Consider the following 20947-nt stretch of genomic DNA (forward strand, 5'->3'; position numbering starts at 1 on the left):
TTCGACTTGGCCGGCTGAAGGAAGGTCGTCTGTTCATGACGCGAACGTTCTTGCTCTTCGCGGTCGCCGCGGTGCTCGGCTTGGCACTGCTGTTCGGCACGGTGCTCGTGCTCCCGTTACTGCTCTACCCGTCCTTGGCGGACGCCGAATTGACGGGAGTCGCCAACGCGGAAACCCGGATCCAGCTGCGGCAAGCACAAGGACAGCTGCAGAACAACGCCCGCTCCACCTTGCTGCAGGTTTTCGCCGGACTGGTGGTCGTCGTCGGCGGAGCGGCGACCTGGCGGCAGGTCAGAGTCAACCGCGACGGACAGTTCGCCGACCGGTTCACCCGCGGTGTCGAACAGCTCGGCAGCGACAACGTCGACGTCAGGGTCGGCGGCATCTACGCGTTGGAACGCATCGCCCACAACTCACCCGAGGATCGCCGGACGATCCAAGTGGTCATCAGCAGTTACGTCCGCAACCGATCACCGTGGCAGGCGGGTCTGGCCGACGGACCGGAGCATCCCACCCCCGTCGTCGACGAAAACCGGCCATGGCTGCGGATCCACTCCCCGGACATCCAAGCCGCGATGATCATCCTCGCGCGACGACCGCGCTCCCGTGACGCGCCCCGGCTCTATCTGTCCCGCGTCGATCTCCGCGGTCTGCAGTTGGAACGCAACCAGCTGACCGACGTCCACATGCGCTATGCCAATCTCGCCCGCGCCTGGCTGCCCTTCACCCGGCTCGACGACAGCGACTTGAAGTGCACCGATCTGCGGCGAGCGAACCTGGAAAGCGCGGGACTCGTCGGCGTATCCCTGTGCGGTGCCCATCTGCAGGGCGCCAACCTCCGCGGAGCAGACCTCCGCGACGCGGACCTTCGCGGTGCCGACATGCGTGCCCAGCACCTCGCGGAAGCGATACTGACCGGTGCCCGCGCCGACGAAACGACGGTCTGGCCCGAGGATTTCGGGCCAGACCGTCGCCGTGAACACGGGATTTCCTCAGCGGAATAGAAAGTGCCTAGGCACTGGCCTGCAAGTCATGCTCGCAGGACAGGCCCTAGTCGAGTGTCCAGTACACCGCGTGATCTTTTCCGGTGGCGACGGTGGCCGTTCCGACGACGCGGCCGCTGTCGGTGATCCGGTAGGCCTGGCTGCGGCTACCACCGGGAAGCAGGCCGAGTTGCCTGCGCTCCCCGTTTCGGAACCAGGCGGTCGCCTTGCTCTTGAAAGCGCCCACCGCGGTGCCGTCCGAGTCGACCGCTTCGACTTCGGCGCCAAGGCCGTCGTCCGGCAGGATGGTGAGGTCGCCGTCGGGCGCCCAGAGCACCGCCGATCGCTTGGGCGGGTTGGCGTAGCCGGTACCGACCACGTAACCCGTGGGCCCGATCTGGCTGACCCAGACGGAATGCGGGCTGGGCCACTCCAGATTGTGCCTCGTGCCTGCCTGGTCCCAGGTCGCCGGGATCGGGGGCCCGGGCTTCGTCTCGTTCAGCACACCGGCGGCCACCCCGGGCTTGTTGTTCCTGCTGGCCCCGCTGCTGTAGCCCGTGGGCTCCAGTTCGGTGATCGGTCCACCGTTCACCCACCGCACGGCTTGGTTCGCACCCGCACGGAACCCGCTGCCCACGATGATGCTGCCGTCGGCGGAGATGCCATCGGCCATACTCCAGGTCTCACCGGGCAGCGCGCCCAGATCGGTGGCCTGACCGTTCGGGTCCCAGCGGAAACCGTGATAGTGGTTGTCCGGCGTCAGCCAGTTGCCGACGACGACACCGGTGTCGCTGATCGCCCACGCGGTGGCGTTGTGATAGCCGGGTGGGACCTGCAACGTGGTCGCCACGCCGTCGGCGTCCCATCGGACCGGCACGGCGGCGGTCGGGGTCAGCACGTAGCCGGCGGAAACCCCGAGACTGTTGATGTCACGCACCTGCCCCTCGGTGCCGCCTGGCGTGGGCAAAGCCATGATCTGGCCGTTGGCGTCCCAGCGAACGGGAAGACTGCGCCGCGCGGGACCCGCGAACGACAGCCCGACCATCACCCCCGCTTCGTTGACCGCCAGGACCGTACTGGCGTCGTCGCCGGGCAACGTCCCGAGATCCACCGGCCCAGTCTGGGTGGCCTGCGCGGTCCCCGTCACCGCGCAGGCGAGCACGACAAGAGCCGCCGTCAGCGACAATGCCGGTCTTCGGACACCGGCCACACGATTCCTCAGCATGATGACTCCCACTCCTGATCTGGTTGCGCACTACGATCGACACACGAATTCCCGAATGCCGTTCCGGATCCACGGCACAACGAAATTCGTGTGTATCCCCCGAATGAACCCCTCACCCAGTTTGACGCGAGGCGACACCTCGTCGTCCGTGATCACATTGCCTTCACGTCCAACTCGGAAGTAACCGCCACTTAGGCGAACTCGGCTACGCTCGCGTCCTCCACCGTGCGGAGATAGCAGCTTGGAGCCCACTTTTCAGCCCGAGTCGATATCATTCCGGCAACAACAGTGGCTCGATTCAATTCGAGGCGACCGGCGAATGCACCGTCCTCAATGGACTCCGGTGGCCGGCACGGAACCGCTCAACCGTCCATCGTGGACTTCGGTGATCCGGTCCACGGCGGCGAGGTGGACGCGATCGTGGGTGACGAGAACGGTGGCGGTGGCGCGCTCGTGGGTGAGCCGGGTGATCAGCTCGATGACCCCGGCACCACGCTCGTGGTCGAGAGCGCTCGTCGGTTCGTCGATCAACAGCACGGTGGGCTCGTTCATCAGCGCGCGGGCGATGTTCACCCGCTGCCGTTGACCGCCGGAGAGCTGGTGCGGACGACGTCCAGCCTGCGGCGCCAGCCCGACGGCGTCGAGCAGGTCCATGGCCGCGCCTCGGGCCTTCGCCGGGGAGCGGCCGTCGATCCGGGCCATCACCTGGAGCTGTTCGACGGCGGCGAGGGACGGCAGCAGATTGGGCTGCTGGAAGACGATCCCGATCTTGCGGCGGCGCAGTTCGGCGAGTTCGCCGCGGGTCAGGCCGGTGGTCACGGTGCCGTCCACGGTGACGGTCCCGTCGTCCGGGGTGATGAGGGTGGCGGCGACGGCGAGCAGGCTGGACTTGCCGGAGCCGGAGGGCCCGGCGACAGCGGTGAGAGCACCCGGGAGAACGTCGAGCGTGACGTCGTCGAGGGCGGTGAGACGGGAGTCGCCGTCGGGATAGGTGAGGGTGACACCGGTCAGGTTCAGGCTCATCGGGCACTCCCCAGTGCGGTCAGCGGGTCGACGGAGGTGATGCGGCGGACGGACAGGCCCGCCCCCAGCGCGCCGAGCAGGATCATCACGACGGCGGGAACGAGGACGGTGGCCGGAGTCAGCAGGAAGGGCACAGCGGAGCCGGCGACGACGGCGCCGAGTCCGACGGCCAGCGCGGTTCCGATGGCGGTGCCGCCGACGAGCAGCACGACGGCCTGGCCGAGCGCGTCCTTCAGCAGGAAGGCGGTACTGGCCCCCAAAGCCTTGAGAACGGCGATGTCGCCGCTGCGCTGGATCGTCCAGACGGTGAAGAAGGCGCCGATCACGAGCGCGGAGATGGCGAACAGGAAGCCGCGCATCAGTTGCAGGGAGCCGTTTTCCGAGGTGTAGGAACCGATCGCCGACAAGGATTCGTCCTTCGACACCGTCTTCGTGCCCGCGGTACCGTCAGTGGCGGCGAAGTCGACGTCGCCGGTCGTGGTCAGCGCGAGCACGGTGGCGGTCGGTGCGCCGCCGACGGGAGGCGCCGTCCGCGCCCAGACGTCGAGGCTTGCCCACACCACCGGGGTGTGACTGAACCAGGCGTCTCCCGACACGGCGGCGACCGTCAGCGGACGCCCGGCGACGGAGATCGTGTCCCCGCTCCGGACCCCCAAGTCTTCGGCGGCGGACGAGGAAAGAGTTACCGACTCGGCAGTGAGCATGCCGCTGTCCGGGGCCAGTTTCGAGCCGGACCGGACACCGAAGACGGAGATCCCGGCGCTGCGGTTCCCTGCGGTCGCCTTGGTGGTGGCGATGCCCAGCGGCTCGGCGCCGGTGACACCCGGGGTCTCGGCCCACTGCTTCCGCTGTGTCTCGGTGACGGCGGAGTTGGCATAAGAGAGGCTCTGCCCCTCGTCAGGAGCGGCGAAGACGATCTTGTCCGCGGGCAGGCCGGTGATCGCGGAGACGTTCTGCTCCCCCAGCCCCGCGGTGAGCCCCGACAACAGGCCGACCAGCAGCGTGATCAGCACGACGACGGCGCCCATCAGGGCGAACCGCCCCTTGGCGAATCTCAGGTCTCTCCAGGCGACGAACACGGCTCCGGTCTGTCCTCTCCGGTGGGTGGGCTGGGTACCTCTCCACGATCGCCGCCGGGTCCTCAAAGGACATCTCGCCGGAGATGGCACTTCACGAGCCGGAAGGCGGCACGCCGCTTCCACCTTTCGATAGAGGCGATTCCCGATCCGGCTCCGTAGCCTGGGAGGCACTGTGAACGCCGCGCCCGCCCTGACCCCGACCAGCCGGGTGCTGACCTGGTGTCTGCACCTGCTGCTCATCGCCCTGCTCGCCCTGGCGGCCGTGAGAGCGGTGGCCGGCGAGTCCGCCCAAGCGGGAGCTGTCGTCGTGGCGGCGGTGACGTGCGCCGTGGTGTACGCGGCCGGACCGCTCCTGCCCCGCGTCCGGACATCGCGACGAGCCGCCACGTGGTGGCTGACAGCGGTGGGCGTCGTGTGGCTGGCGCTGCTGGTGCTGACCGCCGACGGCGTGTGGGTCGCCTTCCCGCTGTACTTCCTGCAGTTGCACCTGCTGCCGCGTCGCCAAGGCCTGCTCGCGGTGATCGTGACCACGTTGGCCGCGATCGCCGCGTTCGCCGCCCATCAAGGCGCCTTCAGCCCGGCGGCGGCGATCGGACCGACACTCGGTGCGGCCGTCGCGGTCGCCGTCGTATGGGGATACCAGGCGCTGTACCGCGAAAGCGAAGGACGCCGGAACCTGATCGAGGAGCTCACCGCCACCCGCGCCGACCTCGCCGAAGCCCAGCACGAGGCAGGTGTGCTCGCCGAGAGGGAGCGGCTGGCCCACGAGATCCACGACACGCTCGCCCAAGGACTGTCGAGCATTCAACTCCTGTTGCGTGCGGCTGAAAGGACCCTGCCCGACACCGCGGGGAACGCCGTTCGCTACGTCGAACAGGCCCGGCAAGCAGCCGCGGACAACCTCGCCGAGGCCCGCCGCTTCGTCGTCGCGCTGTCCCCTCCAGCGCTCGACGACACCACGCTGGCCGACGCGTTGGAACGGTTGTGCGCCACCACCGGCGCTCGGCACGGGGTCGCCACCCGCTTCCACTTGACCGGCACCCCCGTTCCGCTGCCGACCACGCACGAGGTCGCGTTGCTGCGCATCGGCCAGGCCGCTCTCGCGAACACCGTCCGGCACGCCGACGCGGCCACCGCCGAGGTCACCTTGAGCTACCTGGGCGAGCACGTGGCCCTCGACGTCGTCGATGACGGCGTGGGCTTCGAGTCCGGCAGCGACGGTTTCGGGCTGACCGCGATGCGCACCCGCACCGAGACGCTGGGCGGGACCTTCGCCGTCGAGTCCTCCCCCGGGCACGGCACCACCTTGTCCGTACGGTTGCCCGTCGAACCCGAGGACCGCCCATGACCGACGTCCCCATCCGCCTCCTCCTGGCCGACGACCATCCCGTCGTCCGGGCGGGGCTCCGCGCCGTGCTGGAAACCGAACCCGGTCTCGTCGTCGTCGCCGAAGCCGCGACGGCGGAGGAAGCGGTGGCCCGCGCCGCCGGGGGTGACGTCGACGTCGTGCTGATGGACCTGCGCTTCGGTGCCGGAATGACCGGTGCCGAAGCCACCGCCGCGATCACCGCGCGGCCGGGTGCTCCCCGCGTCCTGATCGTCACCACGTACGACACCGACGCCGACACGCTGCCCGCCATCGAAGCGGGCGCGACCGGCTACCTCCTCAAGGACGCCCCACCCGAAGACCTCGCCGCCGCCGTGCGCACCGCGGCCGCCGGTCGCACCACGTTGGCCCCGACCGTCGCCGACAGGCTCATGAACCGCATGCGGATGCCCACCACCGCCCTGACCCTGCGCGAGATCGAAGTCCTGGCCCTCGTCGCCGACGGCCTGTCCAACCGGGCCATCGCCGAACGGCTCCATCTGACCGAAGGCACCGTCAAATCCCATCTGGCCCGCAGCTACACCAAACTCGGCGTCGACTCACGGACGGCGGCGGTCGCCACCGCGACCGATCTCGGTCTCATCCGTCGCTGATCAGCCCGAATCGCCGAGCAACCTCGCGGCGGCCTCGCGCGCCTGACGGGCCGGAGCCGGATCCCCGCTGATACCGGCCGTCACGATGGCCCCTTCGGCGAGCAGGAACACCGGTTCGGTCACCGCGGCCCCGGTGGCCCGCACCCAGCCATCGACCTGCTCGTGGAACGCCCGCTTGTGCGCCCGCACCTCGGCCAGCACCGCCGCGGACGACGAGCCGAGTTCGCCATGGGCGTTGATCCAGGCGCAGCCGCGGAAACCGGGTTCGGCGAACCATCCGGCGAGCCAGTCGAAGAGGGACAGCACCCGCTCTCGGGGATCCGAAACTCCCTCCACATGGGCGGCCAGGCTGCCCCGCCAGCGCTGATCACGACGTTTGAGCATCGCCACCACCAGGTCCTCCTTGGCTTCGAAGAACCGATAGATCCGCTTCAGGGAAAGGCCGGACGCCGCGCGGACCTGATCCATGCCCACAGCCTGGATGCCGTTCTCGTAGAACAGCTTCTCGGCGGCGTCGAGCAGGGCTTCGCGGTCCAAACGGTTCTGCTCGTCGGTGACGGCGGCCGGCATCGGAACTCCTTGACGTTGAGAACGATCGTTCCCTATCCTAGGCGCCAGACATGGAGAACGCACGTTCTCAACCTGAGGAGTCCGAGATGCCCGAAGATCGCCCGCCGTTCCCGCCGTTCACTCGAGAGACGGCCCTACGGAAGGTCCAAGCCGCCGAGGACGCCTGGAACACCCGTGACCCCCGCCGGGTGGCGGCGGCGTACACACCGGATTCGGTATGGCGGAACAGGGACACCTTCGTCCAGGGTCGTGAGGAGATCGTCGCCTTCCTGACCCGGAAGTGGGAGCGCGAACTGGACTACGCGCTTCGCAAGAACCTCTGGGCGTTCCACGAGAACCGGATCGCCGTCCGCTTCCAGTACGAGTGGCACGACCGGACCGGACAGACGTGGCGCAGCTACGGCAACGAACTGTGGGAGTTCGACGAGCACGGTCTCATGAGTCGACGCGAGGCGAGTATCAACGACGTGTCCATCTCTTCGAGCGATCGGCGTATCCACGGTCCCCGGCCCGCGGACGAGCACGGAGCCGAGGTCCCGCTCCGGTAGCTCAGTCGACGAGCGCGGCGATCTCCCACAAACCCAGGGACTTGTCGGCGTAGGCCCCGTTCTCCTCGGTGCATCCCTCCACCAGCACCGCCAGTGGCTCCGGGAACCCGAACGGCTCCCGGCACAGGTTCACCGGTCTCCAGTCGCCCGTCGCGATGTCGGCGTTGGTGCCCAGTTCGGTGAATGTCGTGGTGAGCAGGTATCGGGAGCCGCTCCGCCGGAGGTTGCGCAGCGCTCGCTCGATGTCGGCGAAGCTCAAGTGCACCAAACAATCCCGGCACAGCACCAGATCGACCGAGGGCAACGGGTCGTCCGTCAGATCGAGCACCCGGAACTCCCGCACGGGATCATCCCGAAACCTCGTGGCGTTCAGCTCGACCAGATCGGGGACTATGTCGGCGCCGATGTACCGCTCGAGAGCGAGATCGACCTCGCTGAGCCAGCCGAAGTCACCGCACGGCAGATCGAGCAGCGTGCGCACGCCGAAGCGATCGAGCAGTCCCGGCAGCAGTTCGCGCAACCGCCTGGTCTGGACCGACTCGGAACCCGGCCCGGAAACCGACGAGGAACTCCACAACCTGGACCGGAAGATGTAGGTGAAGCGTTCCTGGGCCGCCATGCTTTCGAGCTCGTCGGCCACTCGCCGGTAATTGCGCTGCGCGGTGGTGATCGGCCGTTCGTCCACACCCTTATCGTAGATCGACGCGATCGAAGGAGCATGCCGATGACCGAATGGGACGTCGAGCGAAGCCGTTTGCTGAGGGCGAATGCCGGCGAGCTGGCAAGGACGGCGTTGACGAACGTCGTGCGCGAGTATCCGCATCACGAAAGCCATTGGCAATTCGAGGACGTGTCCATCGCTGCCCCGCGACAGTCGCATCCGTGTTTCTACGGCAGTTTCGACTGGCATTCCTGTGTGGAGATGTTCTGGGTGCTGGTCCGCCTGCTGCGTCATCACGCCGAACTCGTGCCTGCCGCGGAGATCCGCGCGACGCTCGGCGAGTTCCTGACCAGCGGAGCACTCGCCGACGAGGTTGCCTTCTTCTCCCCCGACGCACAACGGACCACCCAACGCCCTTACGGCTGGTCGGCGTTGCTGGAACTCACCTTCGAGGCCGCCACTTGGGACGATCCGGACGCCGCTCGCTGGTCGACGGGCCTGCGCGAGTTGAGCGCGGTCTTCGTGGACCGCTATCTCGATTGGCTGCCGCAGGCCACCTATCCCATCCGGTACGGGGTGCACGAAAACGGCGCGTTCGGCCTGGCCCGCGCCCTGCCCTACGCCCGCCACCTCGCCGACCACGGCGAACCGCGCCTGCACCGGGTCATCACCGAGACAGCCTGGCGGTGGTTCGGATCCGATCGCGACTACCCCGGCTCGTGGGAACCCTCCGGAGCCGACTTCCTGTCCCCCGCGCTGGCCGAAGCCGAACTCATGTCCCGCCTGCTGCCCGCACCCGAGTTCGCCGACTGGCTGGACGGTTTCCTGCCCGGCCTCGCCGACCGGAAACCCGCGACACTGTTCACCCCGGCGACGGTGACCGATTCCTCCGACGGGCAGATCGCCCACCTCCACGGCCTCAACCTGCACCGCGCCTGGTGTTGGCAACGCCTCGCACAGGCCCTGCCCGACGACGACGCCAGGATCGCCGCGATGCTGGACTCCGCCCGAACCCACACGCACGCTTCGCTGCCACAGACCACCGGAGGCTCGTACATGGTCGAGCACTTTCTGGCCTACTACGCACTCCTCCTGCTCGGCTGAGCGAATCGAGCCCGCAATGACCTGGTCGATGGCACGAACCACCACCGGCACCGAACGCCACCTGCTCGAGTACATGCTGGACCGCAACCGGGCCGGGTTGGTCGGCACGGTGCGCGGGCTGTCCGAAGACGACGCCCGCCGCCGTCTGGTCGCGTCCGAGACCACACCGATCGGCTTGCTCAAACACGCCGCCGTCGCCGAACGGCTCTGGTTCCAGCATGTCCTCGGAGGTCTGCCCGAAAGCGAATGCGACGGCGGCACGACGCCGGGGCACGCCAGTTTCGTCGTCGGCGACAACGAGACGCTCGCCGACGTGATCGCCGAATTCGAGCGCGCCGGCGAGCGTTCCCGCGTGATCGCGGCCGATTTCGACCTCGACGTCATCAAGACACATCCCCGCATCGGCGACGTCAGCCTGCGGTTCATCTACCTGCTCTTGATCGAGGACTTCGCGCGTCACGCCGGGCACGGCGACATCCTGCGCGAGCAGATGTCCGGAGCGTGACCACCCGATCAGAGCAGTCACTCGCTGTTGGTGAGCCATGCGAGACGACAGAAGGCAACCAACTACCTGTTCGAGTGAACCCACCGTGAGCACGAATGCTCGAAGCCTGTCGGTTCTGGCCGAAGGTGGTCGTACTCGGCAGTTGCGATCAGCATCTTTCACCCCACGAAGCCGACGTGTGCACTTTTGCCGACATGGTTCTCCACCTGCGGGGATCCAGGCGTCGGAGCGGACCACGGTGACCAGGCACAGCGCCGATGGGGCAAGCTGCCGGTCTCCTGAACACGGTCGACGGCGCTAGTCCGTTCGGCGCCGCCGACTACATTGAGTAGCTTTTGAAGTCACCCAGACCGTTGAGCGACGCGTGCATACCGTTCAGCGCGACACACGCAGTACTACTGAACGGTCACAGTCTGCTTTCGACAAGATGTCCTCAGCCGCACCGAGTGATGACCCGGTAACGCGCGCGTGGCCCCCTGCTGTCACAGGAGGCCACGCGGATGTCCATTCGCCCGCTCGCTAGAACAAGGACAGGACAGCCGTGACCTTACAGCCTGATAATGCGAAGGCACCAGACAGCGACCCGCCCCAACGGGTCAAAGTCGTCATAGCGCACATCGAGAATCCGCCACGCCGGATCGCCACCTCCGCGGAAATGATCCGCGCGGCGCGGCCCCTCCTGAGGAGTCCGGGACGGCATCGCAAAGTGCAAGCCCGCGACAGCTGGCTCTGCCTGGCGATGGCGGTGCTCGCCGGATGGGCTCCGACACTGCGGATGTGTCTCCTCTTGACGATCGGCGGCGGGATCATCGTCGGCCTCGTCAGGATCAGCACGCCTCAGATCGGAGCGTCGGCGGGGACCTGTGTCGGCCTCCTGACACTCTTCGGCGCTTGGGTAGTCAAAGCGCGCCAAGGAAAACAGCGTCGGGAACCGAGCCTGTAGTCCGTTCGCCCCGTGTCGGCCGGTTGGCCGGCACGGGGCATGCTTCGTGGGAAATTCTCCCCGCCCGCCCTGCGCCCTCCGGTTAAATGATCGCGAAGTCCCTGACATGTGAGGAGATCTCGTGCGGAGAGCTAGAAGACTGGGGGCCCTGGCCGTTTCGGTGCTGGCAGCGACCACGGCACTGGGCAGCCCGGCGTTGGCGGACACCGTGCAGTCGTTCCACACCTCTCTCGACCCCGCCTCGGTGCGGGAATCGGTGCAGTACCTGGTCGAGACCTACCGAGTGAACGAGCAGGAGGCGTTGCGCCGCCTCGAGTTGCAGACCGATGGCGTCAAGCTGGACGAACTGCTGCGCCGCGATCGCGGCGCGGAGTACGGAGGCATGTGGCTCGACCAGGGCAAGGGCCAGCTGGTCGTGGCCATGACCGAACCCGCCGCGGCCGAGCCGTACCTGAAGGCGATGCCCGTGCGGGCCGACGTTCGCACACAACGGGTCCAGCATTCGTTGCGGCAGCTCACGGCGGCGAAGGAACGTGTCGCGACCAAGGTCGGCGCGGGACCGGAAGCGGTCTACCTCCCGGCCGTGAGTGAATCCGAGAACCGTGTCGTGCTCTGGGAACGCGACTGGGTGGCGCGGGAAAAGGCGGCCCTGCGCGCCACCGCCGAAGTGGACACCGCCCGCAAGGCCGCGGCGGCGGAGCCCGGCATCGTCGTCTCCCGGGTCCTGGCGAATCCGAACGCGCTGGCCACGCCCAACGTGGACCTGGGTTTCTGTCATCCGCTCTACTGCACCGACCATGGCCCGATGCGTGGCGGCATCCGGCTGGACATGAAGCGGGACGACGGCACCTGGGGCGGTTGCACCAGCGGCTTCAACCTGCGGTCCACCGGCGGCGGTTTCCCCGGCAAGGGCTGGGTTCTGACGGCGGGGCACTGCATGAGGACGAAGACCAACAACACGCCGACCCAGCACAACGGCAACGACGTACTGCAGCAGCACGGCATCGAGAAGAGCTCGTACCCGTACGACTACGCGGCTCTGCCGTATGTGAACGACGCGGCGGCCACGAAGTGGCTCGAGGGCCAGACCGGCCGTAACCGGGTGCTGAAGTACTGCCGCAACGGCGGCATGGACAGCAACGGTGACACCCCGTGCGGCGCACAGGCCACTTCGGTGGACGAGTACATCACCGGTGCCCGCAAGCTCGCCGAGATCAAGGCCGGATGGGTCGTCTGCGCCAGCGGAACGGCGTCGAGCGCGGTGAACTACCCGGATTCCGTCGACAGTGGCGCGGGCGCCGGCTACCTCGTCGGAACCCGGTGCGGCCGTGTCCTGTCCACGGACGTCGGCATCAACACCGACCTGTGCGCCCGTCCGGGCGACAGCGGCGGCCCGCTGTTCAGCCAGGCCGATCACGCGGCGCTGGGCATCCTGATCGGCAACCAGCAGTCCCGGTCCGGCCCCTGCCAGGCGGGCGAACTGAACAACTACGCCCCGATCGAGACGATCACCACCGATCTCAGTGAGCGCATCGCCAGCCAGGGCTCGAAGTTCGCCGTCATCACGACTTCGAACGGCTGACAGACGCCGGGTCTCGTGAGTGGTGAGTTCGCTGGAGCCGTCCTCACCACTCACGAGCAGTTGCCTCGCCGGGTCAGCTGATCAGCTGATCAGCTGATCAGCAGTGGGCCTTCATAGCGCACCGTGTCTCCCTCGCCGTACACCCGAACCGTCAGCTCCGGCGGATCCCACGGCGCGAACACCTCGTCGACGGTCCGGGGTGCCGGCCCCAGGTCCACGTCCACGGCGAACGTGTGGGCCACGATGTCGGCCGGGTAGACGACGCCGTCCGCGTCGGCCACCTCCAGCCGGGTCACCCCGGCGTCGATCGCTCCGAGCACGCCCGGCCGCGAACTCCACACCGCGAATCCTCGCTCGGTGGTGTCGTTTCCATATCCGGTGCTCATGATGTTGAACAGAGTGCGATCTCCTTCACGGAAGATGCACTCGGCCTCGACACCCGACTCGTTAAAGGCCAGCAACCGACCGCTCGCGGTGTCCGGCCCGAGCCGAGCCCCGGCGTGCCACCCCGCGTGCGACACGGTCTTCGCCGTTCCCGCGCTCTCCGCCGCCCGGTAGAGCTCGGTGAAGGCCGTCAATTCCTCGATCCACTGCGCGACTACTTCATCCCTTGGTGGGGGCACTACGCGTGCACTCTCCTCTCTGACTGTCCACAATGGTCACTACCGAGGCTGACATACGCGGATGTCGCTCGCATCGGGGTTTCCCCGGAGATCACCCGGGGCCGCTGCACGGTTCCGTGCAACCGACGGACGCTCACGCTGACGCCATCGCGCGAACACGGAACGTGGGCGCGGCGATCTCTCGAGAGCAGCCGATTGCGCCGAGCAGAGCAATCTCGCGGTTTTCCCGTCATGGGGTTTCTCGTCGCACGTCGGAGTGTCGCCGGGACAAGCCCGGCGGCACTCCGACGCAGAGGGGTACGGCTGATGACCGCGCAGCGCACGATCACGGACGAGATCGGCGAAATCGGTGTCTGGCTGATGGGCGAGTTCGGCGGCCGCGTGCCGGCGAGCGTGATCAGCCGCGTGCTCAACGCGAGCAGGCGCGACCTCGAAGGCCGCATCGACCCCGAGGAGCTGGGCGAGATGTTCTACACCCTCTGCCGGTTCCGGCTCCAGCGGATCTTGGCGGCGGACCAGCGGATCACCATCAAGATCCCCGATGCCCGCGTCTCGTGAGCGATCTGTTCGCTCACCTCACCGGCACGGTGACCGTCTTGAGCTCCACGTACTGAGCAAGACCGGCGGCGCCGTACTCACGGCCGACACCGCTGGCCTTGAAACCGCCGAACGGGCCGTCGAAGCCGATCGGCGCCCCGTTGACGGTGACCGTCCCGGTCCGCATCCGCCGGGCGACGGCGAGCGCACGCTCTTCGTCGGCCGACCAGACGCCACCGGAGAGCCCGTACTCGGAGTCGTCGGCGATGCGGACAGCGTCGTCCTCGTCGCCGTAGGGAATGACGACCAGCACCGGTCCGAAGATCTCCTCCTGGGCGATGCGCATCGTGCTGTCGACGTCGGCGAACAGCGTCGGCGTGACGTAGTTGCCCTTCTCGAGGCCTGCCGGGATCTCGGGACCTCCGGTGACCAGCCGCGCGCCTTCGGCGACACCGATCTCGATGTAGTCGCGCACCCGCTGCTGCTGGCCGGGCCGCACCATCGGGCCGATGAAGGTCTTCTCGTCGGCCGGGTCACCGACGACGAGAGACTCCATCATCTCCTTGAGTCCGGCGACGACCTCGTCGTACCGGCTACGGGGTGCGAGGATCCGCGTCTGCGCGATACAGGCCTCGCCGTTGTTGAGCAGTGACCCGAACTTCAGCCCGGCGATCACGTCCGCCAGCACCGCGTCGGGCAGGATCACGGCCGCGGATTTTCCGCCCAGTTCCAGGCTGACTCGCTTGAGTTGTGCTCCCGCCAGCGACGCGATCCGACGGCCCGCGGCCGTCGAGCCGGTGAAGGCGATCTTGTCGACGCCGGGGCGCTTCACCAGGTACTCACTGGTCTCCCGGTCCGCGGGCAGCACGCTGATCACCCCGGACGGCAGCCCGGCCTCCGCCAGCAGGTCCGCGAGCAGGCTCATGCTGAGCGAGTTCTCCGGCGAGACCTTGAGGACGACCGTGTTCCCGGCGAGCAGCGCCGGAACGATCTTGGCCCAAGACGCCGAGAAAGGGGAATTCCACGGGATGATCGCGGCGACCACCCCGATCGCCTCCCGGCGCACGATCGAACGGAACGGCGCGGACGGGTCCGAAGGTTCGAGCGTCTCCTCCCAGCCGAATTCCTCGGCCGCTTTCAGGTACGAGACGGCCAAACGTCCCACACCGGGCTGACCGGCCCGGGTGAACCACAGGGACGAGCCGTTCTCGGCGGAGATCAGCCCGGCGATCTCGTCCGCGCGGGCCTCCCTCAGTGCGTTCAGCCGCCGAAGTACCGCGAGCCGCTCCCGGGGTGGTGTCCGCGGCCACGGTCCTTCGTCGAAAGCGGTCCTGGCCGCGGCGACGGCGCGGTCGACATCGGCGGGAAGAGCCTGGACGACTCGCCCCAGCACCGACTGATCGTGCGGGGACACGATGTCCAGCCGCGCCGGATCGCTCGGCGTCGTCCACTCGCCTCCGATGAAGAGCTTGTCGTTCGTGATCACCGTTCCGCCTTCCTTAACTGTCACATCAACGTAGCATTTATGACGGTTAACGGCACAAGTCCGTGATACATTCCCGGACGTGAGAGCTGATGCGGCACGCAATCTCGAAGCGGTCCTGACCACGGGCGCGCGGATGCTCGCGAGCGACCCCTCGGCGAGTATCAGCGCGATCGCCGCCGAAGCCGGTGTCGACCGGCGCACCGTCTATCGGCGCTTCGCCTCCCGCGAAGACCTCTTGGCTGCCATCTACGACTCCCGGCTGACCGCGGTCGAAGAGGTTGTCCGCGCCGCCCGGCTCACCGAGTCGACGGTCCCCGTGGCCCTGCACCGCTACGTCGAAGGCATCATCGAGGTCAACCGCGTCTGGCCGGTCGAGCTGACCAGGATGCGCGCCGAACCGTCGATCCAGGACCGCCGAGGCAGGCTCACCGCCGAAGTGGACACATTCCTCCGGCGCGCCACCGACGAGGGGTTCCTCCGCGCGGACGTCCCCGACGGCTGGGCGAGCCGTCTGCTGATCCAGCTCCTTCATCTCGCCTCGCGGGAGGACATGGAGGCCCCTCGCGCGGCGGACCTCCTCGTCAGGACCTTTCTGGACGGTGTCGGCGTCCACTAAGAACTTCGTCACCCCGGGCCCCACATGGAGCGGCGACGTCACTCAGGGTGTGCGAAGGTGACGTCATGGCCGCCACGCGCAGACGATTCCCCGTGTCCTGGACCACCGTCACGCCGGTCCTCGCCATTGTCGTGCTGGCGCTGAGCTGGGGTCACGAGCTGGGCCCGGTGCCGGTGGTCATCGTCGCGCTCGCCCTCGGCGCCACCGTGCTGGCCGCGGTGCACCACGCCGAAGTGGTCGCGCATCGCGTCGGTGAACCCTTCGGCTCCCTGGTGCTGGCGATCGCGGTCACGGTCATCGAGGTCGCGCTGATCGTCACGATGATGTCCTCCGGCGGCCCCGAAGCCGGGACGCTGGCCCGCGACACGGTGTTCGCCGCGGTCATGATCACCACGAACGGCATCGTCGGCATCTCGGTCATGGTCGGTGCCCGCCGCTACGGAGAGACGCACTTCAACCCGGAAGGCAGTGGCGGCGCCCTCGCCACCGTGGCCACTCTCGCCGCCGTCACCCTCGTCCTGCCGACGTTCACCTTCAGCACCCCGGGCCCCGAGTTCAGCAGCACGCAGCTGACCTTCGCCGCCGTCGCGTCCCTGCTGTTGTACGGGCTCTTCGTGCTCACTCAGACGGTCCGCCATCGCGACTTCTTCCTGCCTGTCGACACCGACGGCTCCGTCAAGGAGGAGGAACACGCCGAGCCACCGACCAACAAGGCGGCGATGACCAGCCTCGGACTGCTGCTGGTCGCGCTGGTCGCCGTCGTCGGTCTCGCGAAGGTCGAGTCGCCCGCCATCGAAGCCGGGGTCCGCGCGGCCGGTTTCCCTCAGTCGTTCGTCGGGGTCGTGATCGCGCTGCTGGTGCTGCTGCCCGAGACCCTCGCCGCGACGCGGGCCGCGCGGCGCGACCGGATGCAGACCAGCCTCAACCTCGCCTACGGTTCGGCGATCGCGAGCATCGGGCTCACCATCCCGACCATCGCGCTCGCGTCGATCTGGCTGGACGGGCCGCTCCTGCTGGGCCTCGGTGCGACCCATATCGTGCTGCTCGCGCTGACGATCGCGGTCAGCGTGCTCACCGTCGTCCCCGGCCGGGCGACCCGGCTCCAGGGCGGTGTGCACCTGGTGCTGCTGGCGTCGTTCCTGGTACTCGCCGTCAACCCGTGACACGAGTCCTCTTCGGACGGTGTTCTGTCGGTGGTCACGGGTAATCTCTGCCTCGTGAACGCTCGGGACCGCATCCAAGAACTCGCCGATCAGATCGTCGTCCTCCGCGACGCCTACTACCGGGGCTCGCCGAAGGTGGCCGATGCCGACTACGACGCGGTCGAGGACGAGCTGCGCGGGCTCATCGAGGCCAACCCCGAGCTGGCTCCGGATCCGAACCCGCTCGATCAGGTCGGCGCGCCCGCCGTGCTGCACGCGCCCATCCGGCACTCGCGCCCGATGCTGTCGCTGGAGAAGGCGACCAAACCCGAGCAGGTCGCGGCGTTCTTCACCCGCTTCCCCGGGCAGTCGGTGGTCGTCATGCCGAAGCTCGACGGTCTGTCGCTGGCCCTGGTCTACGAAAACGGGCGGCTCGCGCGGGCCGTGACCCGGGGCGACGGGACCACCGGTGACGACGTGACGCCGCTGGTGCGGGCGTTGACGGATGGCGTCCCGGAGAAGGTCGATGCGCCTGGACGGGTGGAGGTGCGCGGCGAGGCGGTCATGCTGCGTTCCACCTTCGCCGCGTACAACAAGGTGCATCCGGACAAACCGCTGATCAACCCGCGCAACGCCGCCGCGGGCACGCTGCGCGCCAAGGATCCGGCCACCGTCTCCGAACGGCGCCTGCGGTTCTTCGCCTTCGATCTGTCCACCGAACCCGACAGCGCGGAAACCGATCTGGACGGCGCGCTGCGGACTCTCGGCTTCACCGCCGCCGACATGCGGCACTGCGAAGACGCCGAAGCGGCGCAAGCCGTCATCACGACCATCGAGCAGCAGCGCAACGACCTCGACTACGACCTCGACGGCGCCGTGCTGCGGTTGGCGGATCGCGATGCGTACGCGGCCGCCGGCACCCGGTCCAGCTCACCTCGCGGCGCGCTGGCGTTCAAGTTCGCCGCCGAGGAGAAGACCACCGTGCTCGCGGACGTGGTCTGGGACGTCGGCAAGACCGGCAAGATCGCTCCCGTGGCGTGGCTGGAGCCGGTGTTCGTCGGCGGGACCACCGTCACCCGGGCGACACTGGCCAACCAGGAGGTCATCCGCGCCCGCGGCATCAAAATCGGCGACACCGTGCTGGTGCGCCGCGCCGGCGACGTCATCCCGTTCGTGGCGGGGGTCTTGGACGCCTCCAAGCGCACCGGCGAGGAGCGGGAGATCGTGCCGCCGTCGGTGTGCCCGTCGTGCGAAGAACCGCTGACCGAACAGGGCAACAGCCGGGAACTGTTCTGTACCAACGTCGCCTGCCCCGCCCAGACCGTCCGGCGGCTGATCCACTGGGCTTCACGAGCGGCCGCGGACATCGACGCGATCGGCGGGGTCTGGATCGAGCGGCTCGCCGAGGCCGGGATTCTCGAACACCCGTCGGACTTCTACCGGCTCACCAAGGAAACGCTGCTGGAGTTCGATCGCATCGGTGACATCTCCGCCACCCGCATGATCGAGTCGATCGACGCGAGCCGCGCCGTCGGCCTGCGCCGGGCGCTGATCGGGCTGGCGATCCCGATGGCCTCCGAGGGCACCGCCGCACGACTGTGCCGGGCCGGTTTCGGTTCGCTGGAGGATGTCGCCGCCGCGGGCGAAGAAGGTCTTGTCGCCGTGGACGACATCGGCCCGAAGGTCGCCGCGTCCCTGATCGAGCACCTGACCCGGTTGCGCCCCGAGCTCGAGCGGCTGCGAGAGGTCGGCGTCTCGCTGGACGTTCGCGAAGAGGACCTCCCGCCGGTCGTCGTCGCCGGTGCCCCGCTCGAAGGCAAGACGGTCGTGGTCACCGGGTCGATCAGCGACCCCCGCTCCGGTGAGAAGGTGCCGCGCCCGACCTTCCAGCGGTTGTGCGAAAAGGCGGGCGCGACCACCGCGTCGTCGGTCTCGGCGAACACCGACATGCTCATCACCGGCGCGGACGTCGGGGCGAGCAAGATCACCAAGGCCGAGAAGCTCGAAGTCGAGGTCGTCGACCAAGGGGTGATCTGGCAGCAGCTGATCGCAGCGGGCGTCGTCTAGCAGGCGCGGCTGGAGGTGGCTGCTGGTGCGCGCGGGGCTGGCGTAGCGATCGCAAGTCCGTGAAGGCCTCCTTCACTACCCTCAGGGTAGGCAAGGAGGCCTTCACGGACCGGGCCCGCGACCAACCGCAGCCAGCATCCAGTAGGCACTGACGACACGCCGCGCGGCTCTAACTCGAAACGCCGCTCACGACGCCGCGGGTTTCGTCCGGTACCGCGGGCTCGTCGAGTGCCATTCGAACCCGCCGCCCATCCACCCCCGCAACCCTCGTAAGAACCGTTGCAGTTCGGGGGAAGGCACCGCGCTCAGCTTCTCGTGCGCCGACTGGAAGTCCCGGACGACGTCGTTGTGCAGTTCGACGGTGATCGCCGTGGCCTCTTCGATCGAGCACTTCCGGTCGTCGGCGATCAGCAGGACAGCGTTGCAGGGCGGCGACTCGTCCTCCAGATCCTTGGTGACCGAGTGCACGTCGTTGACGAGCACGGACGCCGTTCCCGCTTGGATCGCCGCCTCGCGGACCCGGGGGTCGTAGTAGAGGTTCGACGTCAGTTCGTACCCGCCGAGGACGTCGATCAACGTCATCGACGTGTAGAAACTGTCGTGCTGCCGGGCCGCGAGGTACTCCCATGCCGGCGGGTATTTCCCGCTGTGGCGCCATGCCGCGTAGGCGGTCCAGCTCACGAACATCGCGAAGGTCGAGTAGCACACACGTTGCGCCTGAGCGGCCGTCCCGAACGCCCGCAGGTACTCCATGCCCGAATTCAGCGCCACCAGAACCCGATCGTTCCGCAGTGTTTCGTCGAGCTCGCGGCTGAACTCGCCCAAGGACGGCACCGGGTCCATCGCGGCCATCGCCAACGCGAGCTTCGGCGGCAGCTCCGCCGGTACCGCGCCGAGTGAGGTGTCGTCGGCGTAGAGATCGTCGGCCGCCCACCAGGCCGCGTTGAGCTTCGCCGAGATCAGCAGGCGGTCCGGGTCCTCGCAGTCCGGGTGGGCGAGCATGACGAGCCTGCCGAAGCCCGCCTTCCCGATCTGTTCGCATTCCTCCTCACTGAAACCGCACTCCCCCGCCCACGCCACCAGTCGCCGGTCGACCTCCTCACCCAGTGGATCGTTGATCCGTTCGGTGACGGGGCAGTACAGCGGCGGTGCCGAACCGTCGCCCCACGGCCGGTACGCGTACGCGGGGTCGAGAACGGGCGCCTCCGGCGGCGGAGTTTCCTCCGCCGCCGGAGAAACAGCGGTCAGCCGGGCCGCCAGCCGGGCGGCGGACGTGCCCAGTCCGCTCGGACCGGCCAGCAACGTGGCCAGCGCACCGTGTTCCGTCATCACTTCACTCCGGTGGTCTCGCGGGGATCAGACGCGGTCCGCGGCGATGAGCAGGTAGTGGAAGCTGCCTTCGCGATAGGCGTCGAGGAACGGCTTCTCGACGCCTGTCGCCACCGACGACTTCGCCCGCAGTTCCCAGTACGGGATCGTGTCCGCCGTCAGATCCACCACCGAGATCGGCACCAGATCGTTCGCCGTCATCGCCTTGAAGTACTGGCTGCGCGGGTGGATGTTGCAGGTGTAGTGCTGGTCGATCTGCGCGACGGCCTTGGACCGGCCACCGGTCACGTCGTTGTAGCACCCGGTGATGGTGACGTAGCGCCCGCCGAACTCCAGTTGCCGCGCGTGCTCGGCGAAGAGCTCGTGGAGATCCACGTACATGGTGCTTTCGTTGTTCCAGATCGCCTTGCGCGATCCGGTTTCGAAGCCGGTGTCGAGCATGTTGCGGAAGTGGTAGCGCACCCGGTCGGCGACGCCCCTGATCTCCGCCTGGTGATTGGCGAATTCGACCTGCTTCTCCGAGATCGAGATCCCGTCCACGTGGCAGCCGAAGCGGGCGTTGGCCATGATGCTGGAGCCACCTCGTCCGCATCCGGCGTCGAGGAGCCTGTCGCCCGGTCCCACGTCACCGAGGTGATCGAGCAGGACGTCGGCCTGCGCTGTCTCCAGCCGGTGCATTTCGGCGATGATCCGCTCGTCGCGGGTGCTCTCGGGGCCCTCCAGCACCGACCAGTCGACCTCCCCCACCCCGTAGTGGTGATGGTAGAGCCCGTCCACGTCGCCCAGCCGCAGGTTTACCGGGTCCTTCTCCTTGTTCCAGTACGACGCCACCGACTTCTGGTACTCGGTGCGCAGCACTTTGGCAGGAGCGGGGGTACGGGCGATCGTCACGTGGGTGGTCCTTTCTGGAGCATTGGTGTTCGTTGTGGTCGCCGGACGAGGGG

20 protein-coding genes are annotated in these 20947 nt (G+C 68.0%); 11 read left to right on the forward strand and 9 right to left on the reverse strand.

The features are described 5' to 3' along the window. The first annotated feature begins 35 nt into the window (after positions 1-35). Positions 36-1004, forward strand: coding sequence for a pentapeptide repeat-containing protein (locus HDA45_RS42195; RefSeq protein WP_184891267.1), 969 nt, complete (start codon positions 36-38; stop codon positions 1002-1004). Positions 1005-1050: 46 nt separating this feature from the next. Here HDA45_RS42195 and HDA45_RS00190 read toward each other — a convergent pair whose 3' ends face one another. The 3 genes from HDA45_RS00190 to HDA45_RS00200 all read right to left on the reverse strand — a co-directional run bounded on the left by HDA45_RS00190 (position 1051) and on the right by HDA45_RS00200 (position 4310). After that, positions 1051-2208, reverse strand: a complete 1158-nt coding sequence (locus HDA45_RS00190; protein WP_184891268.1) for an HAF repeat-containing protein — start codon at positions 2206-2208, stop codon at positions 1051-1053. A 330-nt stretch (positions 2209-2538) separates the two neighbouring features. Next, the gene (locus HDA45_RS00195) at positions 2539-3231 is read right to left on the reverse strand and encodes an ABC transporter ATP-binding protein (protein ID WP_184891269.1); all 693 of its coding nucleotides are present in this window, start codon (positions 3229-3231) and stop codon (positions 2539-2541) included. After that, on the reverse strand, positions 3228-4310 hold the full coding sequence (locus HDA45_RS00200) for an FtsX-like permease family protein (protein WP_184891270.1): 1083 nt from the start codon (positions 4308-4310) through the stop codon (positions 3228-3230). Before HDA45_RS00200 ends, HDA45_RS00195 begins: the two co-directional genes overlap by 4 nt. A 172-nt stretch (positions 4311-4482) precedes the next feature. On the opposite strand from HDA45_RS00200, the gene HDA45_RS00205 reads away from it, so the two are divergent. Both HDA45_RS00205 and HDA45_RS00210 read left to right on the forward strand, forming a co-directional pair. After that, entirely contained in the window at positions 4483-5658 is a 1176-nt protein-coding gene (locus tag HDA45_RS00205) for a histidine kinase (RefSeq protein ID WP_184891271.1), read from the forward strand. Beyond that, on the forward strand, positions 5655-6290 hold the full coding sequence (locus HDA45_RS00210; protein ID WP_184891272.1) for a response regulator: 636 nt from the start codon (positions 5655-5657) through the stop codon (positions 6288-6290). Before HDA45_RS00205 ends, HDA45_RS00210 begins: the two co-directional genes overlap by 4 nt. On the opposite strand, the gene HDA45_RS00215 is transcribed toward HDA45_RS00210, so the two are convergent. Next, entirely contained in the window at positions 6291-6860 is a 570-nt protein-coding gene (locus tag HDA45_RS00215; protein WP_184891273.1) for a TetR/AcrR family transcriptional regulator, read from the reverse strand. It lies immediately after the preceding gene. 86 nt (positions 6861-6946) lie between these two features. Between HDA45_RS00215 and HDA45_RS00220 the strand changes: the two genes are divergently transcribed. Continuing rightward, entirely contained in the window at positions 6947-7408 is a 462-nt protein-coding gene (locus tag HDA45_RS00220; RefSeq protein ID WP_184891274.1) for a nuclear transport factor 2 family protein, read from the forward strand. Between the two features lies 1 nt (position 7409). Here HDA45_RS00220 and HDA45_RS00225 read toward each other — a convergent pair whose 3' ends face one another. Next, on the reverse strand, positions 7410-8093 hold the full coding sequence (locus HDA45_RS00225; protein ID WP_343071950.1) for a class I SAM-dependent methyltransferase: 684 nt from the start codon (positions 8091-8093) through the stop codon (positions 7410-7412). A 39-nt stretch (positions 8094-8132) separates the two neighbouring features. On the opposite strand from HDA45_RS00225, the gene HDA45_RS00230 reads away from it, so the two are divergent. From HDA45_RS00230 to HDA45_RS00240, 3 genes are all read left to right on the forward strand, one after another. Continuing rightward, complete coding sequence (locus HDA45_RS00230) at positions 8133-9173, forward strand: DUF2891 domain-containing protein (protein WP_184891276.1); 1041 nt, start codon at positions 8133-8135, stop codon at positions 9171-9173. 28 nt (positions 9174-9201) lie between these two features. After that, positions 9202-9678, forward strand: coding sequence for a DinB family protein (locus HDA45_RS00235; protein ID WP_246480569.1), 477 nt, complete (start codon positions 9202-9204; stop codon positions 9676-9678). Between the two features lie 1064 nt (positions 9679-10742). Next, positions 10743-12203: a trypsin-like serine protease gene (locus tag HDA45_RS00240; RefSeq protein ID WP_343071951.1), complete on the forward strand. Its 1461-nt coding sequence runs from the start codon at positions 10743-10745 to the stop codon at positions 12201-12203. Positions 12204-12292: 89 nt separating this feature from the next. Here HDA45_RS00240 and HDA45_RS00245 read toward each other — a convergent pair whose 3' ends face one another. Beyond that, positions 12293-12781, reverse strand: coding sequence for a flagellar basal body rod protein FlgC (locus HDA45_RS00245; protein WP_221470966.1), 489 nt, complete (start codon positions 12779-12781; stop codon positions 12293-12295). Positions 12782-13132: 351 nt separating this feature from the next. On the opposite strand from HDA45_RS00245, the gene HDA45_RS00250 reads away from it, so the two are divergent. After that, entirely contained in the window at positions 13133-13384 is a 252-nt protein-coding gene (locus HDA45_RS00250; RefSeq protein WP_184891279.1) for a hypothetical protein, read from the forward strand. A 13-nt stretch (positions 13385-13397) separates the two neighbouring features. On the opposite strand, the gene HDA45_RS00255 is transcribed toward HDA45_RS00250, so the two are convergent. Beyond that, a complete protein-coding gene (locus HDA45_RS00255) occupies positions 13398-14849 on the reverse strand; it encodes an aldehyde dehydrogenase family protein (RefSeq protein ID WP_184891280.1) in 1452 nt (483 codons plus the stop codon). Positions 14850-14928: 79 nt separating this feature from the next. Here HDA45_RS00255 and HDA45_RS00260 point away from each other — a divergent pair, with 79 nt between their 5' ends. From HDA45_RS00260 to ligA, 3 genes are all read left to right on the forward strand, one after another. Then, positions 14929-15465, forward strand: coding sequence for a TetR family transcriptional regulator (locus HDA45_RS00260; protein WP_184891281.1), 537 nt, complete (start codon positions 14929-14931; stop codon positions 15463-15465). 65 nt (positions 15466-15530) lie between these two features. After that, entirely contained in the window at positions 15531-16628 is a 1098-nt protein-coding gene (locus tag HDA45_RS00265) for a calcium:cation antiporter (RefSeq protein ID WP_184891282.1), read from the forward strand. Positions 16629-16682: 54 nt separating this feature from the next. Continuing rightward, a complete protein-coding gene (ligA, locus tag HDA45_RS00270; RefSeq protein ID WP_184891283.1) occupies positions 16683-18674 on the forward strand; it encodes an NAD-dependent DNA ligase LigA in 1992 nt (663 codons plus the stop codon). Between the two features lie 186 nt (positions 18675-18860). Here the strand turns inward: ligA and HDA45_RS00275 are convergent, their stop codons facing one another. Both HDA45_RS00275 and HDA45_RS00280 read right to left on the reverse strand, forming a co-directional pair. Further along, complete coding sequence (locus tag HDA45_RS00275) at positions 18861-20003, reverse strand: family 2 encapsulin nanocompartment cargo protein terpene cyclase (protein ID WP_184891284.1); 1143 nt, start codon at positions 20001-20003, stop codon at positions 18861-18863. Between the two features lie 27 nt (positions 20004-20030). Continuing rightward, complete coding sequence (locus tag HDA45_RS00280; protein ID WP_184891285.1) at positions 20031-20894, reverse strand: geranyl diphosphate 2-C-methyltransferase; 864 nt, start codon at positions 20892-20894, stop codon at positions 20031-20033. Positions 20895-20947: the final 53 nt, after the last annotated feature.

Origin of the sequence: Amycolatopsis umgeniensis, assembly GCF_014205155.1 — a bacterium.
Lineage (GTDB): Bacteria > Actinomycetota > Actinomycetes > Mycobacteriales > Pseudonocardiaceae > Amycolatopsis > Amycolatopsis umgeniensis.